Raw genomic sequence first — 12,628 nt, forward strand, 5'->3', positions numbered from 1 at the left:
CATAATAAACCTACTAAACTATTAATAATTCTTGTAGTATAGCTTAGATAATGAGCTGTACAATGTTGATTTATGATTTGTTATCTAATGATAGTGCCTTAACTAAATTATAGATTATATTACGTACTTTTTCATTTTTTATACAAGTGTATGCTCTGACCATCATTAAAACTTCTTTGCTGTCTATTTTGCTATCATTAAACTCTGGTAAGAACTTTTCCTCGTTGTCTCTTAATGCATGTGGATGTGTGATAGTATTGTCACATGAGATATTTTTTAGATCTTCTTGTAATTTTAACATGATATCTCTTACTTCAACATTAAGTACACTTGCAAGCTGATATAATCTGCTAATTACTATACGATTTGTTCCTTTCTCATACTTTTGTACTTGTTGGAATGTAATTCCTAATTTATTTGCAAGCTGGTTTTGGCTCATACCTCTCATGATGCGTTGTCTTTTTATCTCTTTTCCAACACACTCATCAACTGGATGTGGTCTAACCTTTGTTGCGCTTTTTGATTCTTTTGTAGATTCAGCACCTTCTTTCTTGAAGTTTTTTGCAACATAGTCATCTACATCAAGTCTTATTCCTTCCCCTGTAAACTTGTGTTGTTGTATGTTTTTTTCTATCAAATCTTCGATTAGAGGGTCATGTGCTTTTATTTCATTGGCATATTCTGGTTTGTTTTGTTTGTTTTTTGCATGTATAGACATAATCTTTTTCCTATAATAAAGCAACATTATGTAAGATAAATCATGCATAGAGTGAATGCAATAGTTATTTAATGGATATATACTATTGAGTTGGTTAAACTAGAATATTTATTGTGTAATATCAGAAATAACATATTATGCTTTATGAAGTATAATATACTTTTTCCTGACTTTTTATATTGATTGAATTGATAATCTGCATTAAAATGTTAAGTTCAGTTTTTTTCTGTGTAGGGGGATTATTTTGTTAGAAAGAACTTTATCTATATTAAAGCCAGATGTGGTAAAACGTAACATTACTGGGAAGGTTAATTCATATATAGAGAATTCAGGTCTTAAAATAATTATGCAAAAGATGTGCCTACTGACACGTTTTCAAGCTGAGAAATTTTATGAAATACATAAATCACAGAGTTTTTTTGTCCATCTAGTTGATTTTATGGTATCTGGTACTATAGTTGTTCAAGTATTAGAGGGGGAAAACGCTATAAGCTTGTATAGAGAACTGATGGGTGCTACGGATCCTAAAAAAGCAAACCCTGGGACTATTAGAGGAGATTTTGCTGAGAGCATAGATGCAAATTGTGTTCATGGCTCAGATAGTTTAGATAATGCTATAAGAGAAATAAGGTTTTTCTTTAGTGATTATGAACTTTTATCATTAAAGTAATTAGTGTATATCAAATTAATTAACTTATTCTCAATATTTATGTGGTGAGTTTTTGTGCAGTGTAACAAGAGATTTCTATGTGTTTGTAGATGTATAGATAAGCTTTTTTATATGATTTAAAGCAATGAATCCTGTAGGTACTTAGCTTATTATAGTTTTCTTTCTGTGTTAAACATGTTTTATTAATAAGTGCGTTAGTGATAAAAAAGCAAAAGTTGTATGCTATATTGATAAATCTTAGTAATTGCTAAGTGCTGTTGTATTACAGTTGAATGTTATTTTAAAAAGCTTAAGTATTTGAAAGTTTATATTGTTGTGTGCTCTGTCTATAAAGTTTTTAATTAGATGATCATGTATTTTTGTTTTATTGCGTATTGTAGTTCGCTTTGTTTTTCTTATGCATGTACATAATAGTTTTTTAAGTGTTGTAAGCTAATTTTTACTTTTCTAATAATTCCTCAGCGTGGTCTAATAGTTGAGATTTTGTGAGTTGATATGAACTATCTTCCCACAAATCTTTTATTTTTTTTAGAATCTTACCAAGGTTTTTTCCTTCTTGATATCCTATATTGAGCAAGTCTTTTCCAGAAATGGGAAATTCTGGAATAATAAATTTGTCTGCATATTCAATGTATTGTGCTAGATCGTGGTAATTTAAGTTTAATTCTGCGTGCCTTATTTTCATTAAGTTGCAGTATACTTTTTTGCCAAGCTTGTTAATGTATTTTTGTTGTTCAATAGTTGAAATTGGAAGTTCCAAATTATTATTTAATAGTAGAGCGAGTATTTTTTGATCATGATTTGATAAACAGAGTGAGACTTTAATTTTTTCTAATGAACATTTGTTTGTTCTTAATAAGGCTGCTAGTTTTGTTAATGGATCTGCATTTGATAGAATATCAGATGACATTATGTCTGGTGTGATTTCAAAGGGGATGATTTTTTCTAATACTTGGCATTTTTGCATAATTTTTAATGTATTAGTTAAGTTTGTGTGAGATAAAAGTTTAAAAAATTCATCACGAATGCGTTCTTTGGACAAGTTGTTAATGCAAGACGAGTATTTTGTACAACAGTAAATAATTTGATCACTTAATGTATTTTGGCTACATATAGAAGTATAAAATCTAAATGCTCGAAGTATGCGTAAATAATCTTCTTTTATTCTAATCTCTGGGTCTCCAATAAAATTCAACTGTTTTTTTTCTAAATCTTCGATACCAGAAAAGTAATCATATACTATGCCTTGTTCATCACAGTATAAAGCGTTAAAAGTAAAATCTCGTCTTGAAGCGTCTTGTCGCCAATTGTTTGTGAATTTTACCTCAGCGTGTCTTCCGTCACAATTAATATCTGATCTTAGTGTAGTTATTTCATATGCTGTATTGTTCACTATGGCTGTTACTGTACCATGTTTAATGCCTGTTGGAATGGTTTTAATATCAGCTGCAGTAAGAGATTCTATGATTTGGTTGGGTAATAAAGTGGTGGCGAAGTCGATATCTGTAGTTTGTCTTGCTAAAATATTATCCCTTACACAACCACCTACCAGCCTGATGTCTCCTTGAAATTTTTTTACTGCATTTATGATTAGCAGTATATCATAATTATTTATAAAGTTTTCGTACATTTATAACATTGGATTATTGAAATAGAAAAATGTTAATATAAATATTGATAGTATTGTATTGTTTTTTTTGATTAATTATGATACAACTTTTATTTGTATTGTGTTGAACCCTCTAATATCGTTATAATATATATTAAGCTTTCAATACTTACTAAAATAAAATGTAGCAATTATTGCGTGATGCACTTTTGTGTCTATGTGTAACTTTAATAAAAACAGTCTAATGGAGATTTAGCAACCCTATCCAGTATCTGCTCATGTGTTAAGTATTCTAGTGTTGTAAATTATAAAAAGATAAAGCTTGATTTTGTTGAAAGGATTTTCTTATGTATATTAAATTTGTTTTATTGTTTGAGAACTGCTAGTGCTGTTATAGCATCTGTTGAGTGTTTAATACTTACATAAGAATGAAAATGTAGTTATTTATATAGTTTGTGCTTGTTGCATAGTTTTGAGTGAACTTTGTAATTTAGAAAGTTAATCAGTATTATAATAACTATAGATTACCAAATAAAGATACTAGTGTCTTCAAAAGTATTTTATTGTGTTGGAACTCCTGGGTATAAATTGTAACGTCTGCTAAATTTTTGATGCTTAATAAAATAAGAGTATAGCTATCATAAAGCCTATGCTTTTATTTCTGTGTATGGTTTTGATGGAAACAGTCTAATAGAGATTTAACAAACCTACTTAGTATCTACATGTGCTATGTGTTCTAGTGTTGTAAATTATAAAAAGATAAAGCTTAATTTTGTTGAAAAGATTTTTTTATGTGTACTAGATAATCTTGTTTTATTGTTTGCTGCTGATGCTGTTATAACATCTGTTAAGTATTTTAATGCTTAAATATAAAATAAAAATATGTCTATTGTAATTTCTGCACTTTTGTTTTTTTATGTGATTTTGATGGAATAGTCTAATGAATTTGTCGGGTATGCTCAGTATCTTTGTATATGTTTAGTGTTCTGGTTGTAGATTATAAAAGATAGCTGTTGGAGTTTCTAATATAATTATAGTATCTATTAAGTTTTAGTGTTTACTGGAATTTAACTGTTGCGGTATACACACTTTTGTTTTTATATATGGGTTTGAATGGAATTAGTATTGTAAATTTAACAAGCTACTAAATGGTTCTTATGTGTTATATAGTGCTAGTTCATGTGAATTATTTAAATTCTTTTAAAAATTAGTTCTGCTGCAATGTGTTTTGTGCTACAGTGAATTTTAAATTTAGTAGTTTTTTGTAATTGCATCTTCTATTATGAACTGTATATTTTCATTACCTCTCCAATAATTGACACTAATTTTGCCTAATAACATAACTGCAGTACGTTCTAACAAAGCTGACCCTAATGCTGTGTCTACACATCTAAAACAGATACCTTTTATAAAAGTTTTGTTGTCATAAATTAAACATCTTATATGGCTCTCTCCTATAATTTCTGGGTTTTTTATTTTTATATTTGTTAAAACAAATTTTGGTTCTGGATTACCTATGCCGAATGGTTCCAAAAATTGTAGCTCTTTCCATAAAGTCAGATTGACTGCTGATGCAGTAATAATACCATCTACTTTAAATACTTTTTGTTTATTTATGTTGTGAAATCTTTGTGAAAGGAATTCGTATAATGTTTTAATCTTATCTTCATTTATAGAGAAACCAGCAGCCATTGCATGTCCTCCTCCTTCAGTGATGATTCCTTCTAGCTTTGCTGATAAAATAGCTGCACCTAAATCTACATCTGGTATTGATCTAGCACTTGCTTTACCAATGCCGTTATCTAGTGAAATTACTATACTTGGTAGAAAAAATTTATCTTTAAGCCTTCCTGCTACTATGCCTATTACTCCTGGATGCCAATTTCCTGAAACAATAATTAAATTTGTATTTGTTGACATAAAAGTTTCTACTTGTTCTACTGCCTCATTAAAACTTTGATGTTCTAACTCTTTTCTTTCTAAATTGAAATTTTGTAGTTTTTCTGAAATTTCTAAGGCTTCTTCTTCATTATTGCTTGATAACAATCTTGCTCCTAGACTTGCATTACCGACTCTTCCTCCTGCGTTAATATGTGGTCCTATGCTGAAGCCTAGTTGATAAACATTTGGTTTTTCTTCTAATCCAATAACATCAGACAGAACTTTAAGACCTATATTTTGTCTTGTTGCAATGATTTTTAGTCCTTGTTTTACAAAAGCTCTGTTTAATCCAATAATAGGCATAACATCACATACAGTTCCAAGAGCTACTAAATCTAGGTGGTTTATTAAGTTTGGTTCATAGTTATTTGTAAAAAATCCTTTTTCTTTTAAGGTTTTGTTTAATGCTACAAGCATTAAAAATGATACACCAACTCCTGCTAGATATGTATATGGAGAATTTTCATCTAACCGGTTAGGGTTAATCACTGCAATTGCATCTGGTAGTGTATTCATGCCTATATGGTGATCAATAACTATTACATCTAAATTTACTGATTTTGCTGCAGATATTGGTTCATGTGCTATAGTTCCACAGTCGACAGTTATGCATAAACTGTTGCCAATTTCTTTTAATTTAAGAAGTGCTTGAGTGTTTGGGCCATATCCTTCGCATATACGGTCTGGAATATATATTGTTGTAGGTACACCTACTTGTGTGAGATACTGTTTTATTAATGCAGATGATGTTGCACCATCAACATCATAATCTCCGAAGACTACTATTTTTTCTTTGTTGTATATTGCTTCACAAATCCTATTCACTGCTTTGTCCATGTCTAAAAGATGGAAAGGATCAGGTAGCAATACTTTTAGTGTAGGATATAAAAAATCATGAATTTCTTCTATACTTATTTTTCGTGTTGATAGTACCCTTGCAGCAATCTCTGATAGACAAAATTTTTGTTTAATTGTCAAGATATCACGCAAGTTTACATTGTAAGGCTTCCACAATGCACCTGTTACTCCAATATAATCTGAGTTTTCTAAATTGCAATGTAGCATATAACACTAATTAAAAAATTTGTATTATAGCATTGCTATTTTATGCTTGCTATAGATATATTTGATATCATATTGTTTTGTATATTGCTAATGAGAGTTATGTGCACTAAATTTGAAATGTAGTTTTTAGTCAAAGTTTAGTTGGATGATAATAGATAAGAAAATTTATAAATGCTTTGTATGGCTATGTACTTAATATAATATATTTTTATTGTTTTTAATGTTACATTGTTTATATAATCAGATTTGCATAGTCATTATTATTATTGAATTGTTGTTGAACGTGGAAGAAATATAATGTCAATCCCAATCACGGTTGCTTATGGAGATGGTATTGGTCCAGAAATTATGGAAGCTGTACTATTAATCTTGAGTGAAGCAGAGTCAGGTTTAGTTATAGAAACTATAGAAGTAGGACATAATTTATATAAAAAGGAATGGTCTTCTGGTATTGCTCCTTCATCTTGGGATTCTATTTTTAGAACGAAAGTATTACTTAAGTCTCCTACCATGACCCCACAGGGACGAGGTCATAAGAGCCTTAATGTCACATTGAGGAAAAAATTAGGACTGTATGCGAATATTAGACCATGTATTTCTTATCATCCTGTAATAAAAACAAAATATCCTAATCTCAATGTAGTGATAATTAGGGAGAATGAAGAAGATACTTATACTGGTATAGAGCATAGGTTAACGAATGATACATATCAATGTTCAAAAGTGATTACAAGGTCGGGATCGGAAAGGATATGTAATTATGCATTTCACTATGCTGCTGTTCATAATAGAAAAAAGGTTACTTGTTTGATAAAAGATAATATTATGAAAATGACAGATGGAATTTTTCATAAATCTTTTTCAAAAATTGCAGAAAATTATCCCAATATTACATCAGATCATTACATTGTTGATATTGGTATGGCAAAGGTAGCTGCCAACCCGGAAAACTTTGATGTTATAGTTACTACTAATCTTTATGGTGATATTGTATCTGATATAGTTGCTGAATTATCGGGTTCTATAGGTCTTGCTGGTAGTGCTAACATAGGAGATAATTATGCGATGTTTGAAGCAGTACACGGATCAGCTCCGGATATAGCTGGGAAAAACCTAGCTAATCCTTCTGGCTTGCTAAATGCAGCTATACAAATGTTAGTTTATTTAAAGAAGTTTGATAAGGCAGAGTTGATATATAATGCATTCCTTAAAACTTTAGAAGATGGTATGCATACTGCAGATATTTACCAAAGTCAGTTCAGTAAAGGAAAAGTTTCTACTATGGGTTTTGCCAAGGCAATTATTGATAATTTTGGGCAATCTCCTTCTCAATTGCCAAAATCTATACTTCAAAATAATTCAGGTGAATCAGGTGTGTCTTATACATATAAACCATCTTACACTACTAAAGTTCTTGTTGGAGTAGATCTAAATATTAGTTGTGATAGTGCAGATTTAAATTTAAAGCAATTGATTAGTAATATTCAAAGTGTTACACATGATAAATTGGAGCTTGTACTAATTCATAGTAAAGGATTGGAAATTTGGCCTGATGAATCTTCTAATTCAAACCTTTCTTATATAGACCAAATATGTTGTAGGTTTTATATGAAAGTTCAAGGTGATAAAATTGTTAATGAACATGTTAATCAGTTACTTTTTAATATGGATAAAAGAAATATAGATGTTGTGAAAATGGAAAAACTGTATTTGTACGACAATCAACCTGGATTTTTCACTATGTAATACTGGTTGTTGTGATTACTATGATTGTTTATAAAATAACATGTGTAATGTCACGTGTTCTCTATGTCAAGTAATCCTATAGCAAACTCTTTTGCTGAAAAATCTTGGAGCTGTTCTACATGTTCACCAATTCCAATTGCATGAATACTGAGCTTATATTTCTGTGCTATTTTTATTACTACTCCACCTTTTGCTGTGCCATCTAATTTAGTCATGATTAATCCGCTAATGTTTACAAATTGGGAGAAAGCTTCAACTTGATTAATGGCATTTTGACCAGTTGTTGCATCTAATATTAGTATGACATTATGAGGTGCATTATTGTCATGTTTACTTATGATCCTCTTAATTTTAGCTAGTTCTTCCATTAAATTTTTGTGATTATGTAATCTTCCAGCTGTGTCAATTAATAAAACATCTACCTGATCATTTAAAGCTTGCTGCATTGCTTGATATGCTATACTTGCAGCATCTGCGCCTTGGTTGCCTGTTACTACTGGAAAGTTTACTTTTTGTGACCATACTATTAATTGTTCAGTAGCTGCTGCACGGAATGTATCACATGCTGCAACTAATACTTTTTTTCCTTCATTTTTGAACTTATGTGCTAGTTTTCCTATAGTTGTTGTTTTACCATTTCCATTTGTACCACATATCATAATTACATGTGGTTTGTTGTTGATAGACAAGGGTTTTTCAGCTTGTAGTAAAATGTCTTCTATGGATTCTGCTAATTTTTGTTTTACTGTGCTGTAGTCTACTTCGTTAAATTTTATTTCTGAAAGTTTTTGTGTAAGTAGTGAGGCATTTTCATATCCGACGTCTGCTGTAATGAGTAATTCTTTTAACTCTTCTAATGTTTCTTGATCAATTTTTTTTCCACTAGAAAAAATTTTTTTTATGCCATCACTTAACTTTGATGAAGTTTTGAATAAGCCTTTCTTGATATTGTTAAAAAATCCATTATTGTTTGTATCTGCCATAATCAAATTGTCCTTGTTTCTAAAAGTTGTGAATTGTGTTTATATAATATACACTCAATGAATTATATTGTTTGATGTATGAAATGTCAGCTTATTTTATTACATCTTCTGGTACTGATGTAGGAAAAACTTTTGTTACGACAGCATTATGTTGGCATTTGATTAAGAGTGGTAAAGTAGTACACGCAATAAAACCTGTTATTAGTGGATGGAATGATACTGATGTTTTAAATAATGATACATATAAAATACTATGTAGTTTAAATATTGAGTGTAGTAGTAATAATATAGCAAGAATTTCACCTTGGAGGTTGTCCTATCCTCATGCTCCTAATATAGCTGCCAAGTTGGAAAATATTAGATTGAGCTATAGTAAAATTTTAACGTTTTGTTACCGCTGCATTAGTCAGTCTTATGATAATTTGTTCATAGAAGGAGTTGGTGGAGTTATGTCACCCATTACAGATGACAAAACTTGTTTAGATTTAATATGTGATTTGAATATCAAAGTAATTTTGGTTGTTGGATCTTATTTAGGTAGTATAAGTCATACATTAACAGCACTACGTGTATTGTCTGGTATGAGTGTAAAAGTAGTGCTAGCTATTAAAGATGAAAGTAGCTCTAATGTTGATGATATTGTAAAATTTATTTATGAATATACAGGTAAGTCAGTATATGTTCAGCATTATGTTGCAGGTAGTTTTGATTTGTGGAAAAAAACTTCAAGGGATATAGTGAATTTTCTAAATTTGGATGATAAGTTTTAGAATTTATATTGTGAAGTTGAAAGTAAATTGCTTTGTTGTGTATTGTGATATTTCAAAAGAGGTATTAATTGTATATATTCAGGGTCAGTATGGTAAAATGGTTATCTACCATAATATTTTGTTACATAGATATGATTACTCAATGTTGGATTAATGTAAGTAGCATGTTATAGAAATTAAGTTATAAATCCTACACTATTGTTACCTAAAGCTGCTACATTAAATATATATTTTTTTCGCCACACTCGTTCTCTTGTGTTACATCACAACAACATAGATTGTACAAATTATTTTATCCTGCACATTTTTTATAATGCTCTACACATATCAATTAACAAACATTAATGAATGCACACACTTCCAATTTGCTTTATAGTATTAATGGTAAAGGCATTATTTAAACCATTACTAATATAAAAGCTATAATGTATATTATTGATAAGTTGAGTACTATTTCGGTATTTTTTTTGAAATATTAAAATTTTGCTGCTTATATTTGTCTTGCCATATTTGTAATAAATAGTGTCATGATTTAGGGCTTGACAATTAATATTAAGAATGTTTAGCTTTCTTTAGATCTTATGAAATTTAATTATGTCTGATAGTAAAAATTTAAACCAAGAAAGACAAAAAGCATTGGATAATGCGATCAGTCAAATTGAAAAAGCTTTTGGTCGTGGTGCAATAATGAAATTAAAACAGGGTGCTATTGAAAAAATAGATAGTATTTCTACAGGGTCAATTGCACTTGATACGGCTTTAGGTATTGGTGGGTTTCCTAAAGGCAGAATTATTGAGATTTTTGGACCTGAAAGTTCTGGTAAAACAACTCTTGCTTTGCATGTAATTGCTGAATCGCAGAAAAAAGGTGGGAATTGTGCATTTATTGATGCTGAACATGCTTTGGACATAATGTATGCACGTAAATTGGGTGTAAATACTGGTGATTTGATTGTTTCTCAACCTGATACTGGTGAACAGGCGCTTCATATAGTTGAATATTTAGTGTGTTCAGGTGCTATTGATGTAATAGTGGTGGATTCTGTTGCTGCATTAACTCCTAGAGCGGAAATAGAAGGTGATATGGGTGATCAGCATATGGGCTTACAAGCAAGATTGTTAAGTCATGCTTTAAGAAAATTAACTTCTATTGTATCAAAAGCAAATTGTGTGCTTATTTTCATTAATCAGATACGTATGAAAATAGGTGTAGTTTATGGAAATCCTGAAACCACTACTGGTGGAAATGCTTTGAAATTTTATAGTTCTGTGAGGTTGGATATACGCAAAGTAAGTGCAATTAAAGATAAAGACTTGATTGTTGGCAATCAAACCAAGGTAAAGGTTGTTAAAAATAAAGTAGCTCCTCCTTTTAAACAAGTGGATTTTGACATAATGTATAATGAAGGAATCTCAAAAGTTGGTGAAATTATAGATATGGGTGTAAAACTTAATATTGTTGAAAAAGCTGGTGCATATTATTCATATAATGGTATACGACTTGGTCAAGGCAAGGAAAATGCAAAATCTTATCTTAAAACCAACTATACTACTGCAGATGAAATAGAACAGAAAATAAGGAATATGTTAGCAAGTGATAATGATGTTAGTTGTTTCAATGCAGAAGTTAGTGATAATGTTCATGAAGTAGAAGAAGCAATTTTTTAAGGTGTGGTATGGAAGTAGATTTGTTAAATAGTGATTCTATATATGATGAATTTGCTAGAATTGGGGTAATAATAAATGGTCACTTTGTGTTATCTTCTGGGTTGCATAGTGATACATACGTGCAGTGTGCCCGAGTGTTTGAAAATCCTAATCTTGCAGTAAAATATTGTGCTTTACTTGCGAAAAAAATTGATAGGGTTTTACCAAACATAGATTTGATAGTTGCTCCAGCGGTTGGTGCTATTACTATTGGTTATGAAATTGCTAGACAATTGAGTATTAGTAATATGTTCTGTGAGCGTGTCGGTGGTGCTTTTGTATTACGTCGTGGTTTTGAAATTCAAAAAGGAAGTAAAGTTTTGATTGTAGAAGATGTAATTACGACTGGAAAAACTTCTATGGAAGTGGTGAATTGTGTAAAGAAAAATGGTGGTACTGTTGTTGCAGGTGCAGCTTTAGTTAAACGTAGTAGAGATATTAAACTTCCTTTCCCTATAATTAGTTTAGTTGAGTTAAATATTAAAAGTTATGTTGATGAGGACATTCCAGAATATTTGCGACAAATACCTGTCTCTATGCCGGGAAGTAGGTATTTGCAGGAATAGTTAGTGTTTGACCGTTATAAGAAACAAATTCTTATTCCAGAGATAGGGAAAGTGGGTCAGAATAAATTAAATAGTAGTTGTGTACTAGTAGTAGGATGTGGTGGATTAGGTAGTATAGTTATTCCTTTACTGGCTGCTGGTGGTATTGGTCATATGGTGTTATGTGATAATGATACAGTCCAGTTGTCTAATCTTAATAGGCAAGTGATTTATAAAGAAAAAGATGTTAATCAAAGTAAAGTTGCAAAAGCTCAAGAATTTGTAAAGTCACTTAACTCTGATGTTAATATTCGAATATTAAATGGTTTTGTTACTCCTAAAAATTTTGAAAGGATTTTTGAGAATATAGATATAATTGTAGATTGTACAGATCGACTAGCTACGAAATTGTTTCTTAATGATGCAGCTGTTTTAATTGGTAAGCCTTTAGTGCATAGTGCAGCTATTGGATTTACTGGGCAGATATTAACAATTTTTCCTCATGGTAAGCCTTGTTTGAGATGCTTTTTTGAGTGTCAATATATGAGTTCGCATTTAAATTGTGCTAATGCTGGAATATTGGGGCCAACGGTAGGAGTGGTAGGTAGTATTGCAGCTGCAGAAGTTATGAAATATTTATTGGGAGTTGCAGATAGTTTAGTGGGAAAATTGCAAAGAATAGATTTACAATCTAATAATTTTTCTAAATATACTTTTCAAAAAAATGGTTCATGCATAGCATGTGGTGACAATGTGAGAGTTGATCCTTATGATTACAGTTATTATGAAAGTAAGTTATGTTTTTAGCTAAGATGTTTACTTAAGTTTTTCTTGTATTAGAGTTTAATAATTTTCATTGAGTATGTATTTCAAA

The 12,628-nt window shown here is 30.4% G+C and carries 10 protein-coding genes; 6 read left to right on the forward strand and 4 right to left on the reverse strand.

Going from position 1 to position 12,628, the window contains the following annotated elements; genetic code table 11:
- Positions 1-70: 70 nt before the first annotated feature.
- On the reverse strand, positions 71-718 hold the full coding sequence (locus DRF75_RS02665; protein ID WP_045170689.1) for a helix-turn-helix domain-containing protein: 648 nt from the start codon (positions 716-718) through the stop codon (positions 71-73).
- 244 nt (positions 719-962) lie between these two features.
- Between DRF75_RS02665 and ndk the strand changes: the two genes are divergently transcribed.
- Complete coding sequence (gene ndk / locus DRF75_RS02670; RefSeq protein ID WP_082019986.1) at positions 963-1,388, forward strand: nucleoside-diphosphate kinase; 426 nt, start codon at positions 963-965, stop codon at positions 1,386-1,388.
- A gap of 439 nt (positions 1,389-1,827) precedes the next feature.
- Here the strand turns inward: ndk and DRF75_RS02675 are convergent, their stop codons facing one another.
- Positions 1,828-3,018 carry a CCA tRNA nucleotidyltransferase gene (locus DRF75_RS02675; protein WP_045170675.1) on the reverse strand — a complete coding sequence of 397 codons (1,191 nt, stop codon included), beginning with the start codon at positions 3,016-3,018 and terminating at the stop codon, positions 1,828-1,830.
- Positions 3,019-4,248: 1,230 nt separating this feature from the next.
- Entirely contained in the window at positions 4,249-6,003 is a 1,755-nt protein-coding gene (gene recJ / locus DRF75_RS02680) for a single-stranded-DNA-specific exonuclease RecJ (protein WP_045170674.1), read from the reverse strand.
- Positions 6,004-6,300: 297 nt separating this feature from the next.
- Between recJ and icd the strand changes: the two genes are divergently transcribed.
- On the forward strand, positions 6,301-7,749 hold the full coding sequence (gene icd / locus DRF75_RS02685; RefSeq protein ID WP_045170673.1) for an isocitrate dehydrogenase: 1,449 nt from the start codon (positions 6,301-6,303) through the stop codon (positions 7,747-7,749).
- Positions 7,750-7,799: 50 nt separating this feature from the next.
- Here the strand turns inward: icd and ftsY are convergent, their stop codons facing one another.
- Entirely contained in the window at positions 7,800-8,732 is a 933-nt protein-coding gene (gene ftsY, locus DRF75_RS02690; protein ID WP_045170672.1) for a signal recognition particle-docking protein FtsY, read from the reverse strand.
- Between the two features lie 83 nt (positions 8,733-8,815).
- On the opposite strand from ftsY, the gene bioD reads away from it, so the two are divergent.
- The 4 genes from bioD to DRF75_RS02710 all read left to right on the forward strand — a co-directional run bounded on the left by bioD (position 8,816) and on the right by DRF75_RS02710 (position 12,561).
- Positions 8,816-9,502 carry a dethiobiotin synthase gene (bioD, locus tag DRF75_RS02695; RefSeq protein WP_129992620.1) on the forward strand — a complete coding sequence of 229 codons (687 nt, stop codon included), beginning with the start codon at positions 8,816-8,818 and terminating at the stop codon, positions 9,500-9,502.
- A 594-nt stretch (positions 9,503-10,096) separates the two neighbouring features.
- Positions 10,097-11,170 carry a recombinase RecA gene (gene recA / locus DRF75_RS02700; RefSeq protein ID WP_045170670.1) on the forward strand — a complete coding sequence of 358 codons (1,074 nt, stop codon included), beginning with the start codon at positions 10,097-10,099 and terminating at the stop codon, positions 11,168-11,170.
- An 8-nt stretch (positions 11,171-11,178) separates the two neighbouring features.
- On the forward strand, positions 11,179-11,775 hold the full coding sequence (pyrE, locus tag DRF75_RS02705) for an orotate phosphoribosyltransferase (RefSeq protein ID WP_045170669.1): 597 nt from the start codon (positions 11,179-11,181) through the stop codon (positions 11,773-11,775).
- Positions 11,776-11,778: 3 nt separating this feature from the next.
- Complete coding sequence (locus DRF75_RS02710) at positions 11,779-12,561, forward strand: HesA/MoeB/ThiF family protein (RefSeq protein ID WP_045170668.1); 783 nt, start codon at positions 11,779-11,781, stop codon at positions 12,559-12,561.
- Positions 12,562-12,628: the final 67 nt, after the last annotated feature.

The organism is Ehrlichia minasensis (assembly GCF_004181775.1).
GTDB classification, from domain to species: domain Bacteria; phylum Pseudomonadota; class Alphaproteobacteria; order Rickettsiales; family Anaplasmataceae; genus Ehrlichia; species Ehrlichia minasensis.

Bases quoted from the DNA above. Each gene is read 5' to 3' on its own strand.
- DRF75_RS02665 (WP_045170689.1), bottom strand. From the start codon at position 718: ATGTCTATACATGCAAAAAACAAACAAAACAAACCAGAATATGCCAAT.
- DRF75_RS02675 (WP_045170675.1), bottom strand. From the start codon at position 3,018: ATGTACGAAAACTTTATAAATAATTATGATATACTGCTAATCATAAAT.
- recJ (WP_045170674.1), bottom strand. From the start codon at position 6,003: ATGCTACATTGCAATTTAGAAAACTCAGATTATATTGGAGTAACAGGT.
- icd (WP_045170673.1), top strand. From the start codon at position 6,301: ATGTCAATCCCAATCACGGTTGCTTATGGAGATGGTATTGGTCCAGAA.
- ftsY (WP_045170672.1), bottom strand. From the start codon at position 8,732: ATGGCAGATACAAACAATAATGGATTTTTTAACAATATCAAGAAAGGC.
- bioD (WP_129992620.1), top strand. From the start codon at position 8,816: ATGTCAGCTTATTTTATTACATCTTCTGGTACTGATGTAGGAAAAACT.
- recA (WP_045170670.1), top strand. From the start codon at position 10,097: ATGTCTGATAGTAAAAATTTAAACCAAGAAAGACAAAAAGCATTGGAT.
- pyrE (WP_045170669.1), top strand. From the start codon at position 11,179: ATGGAAGTAGATTTGTTAAATAGTGATTCTATATATGATGAATTTGCT.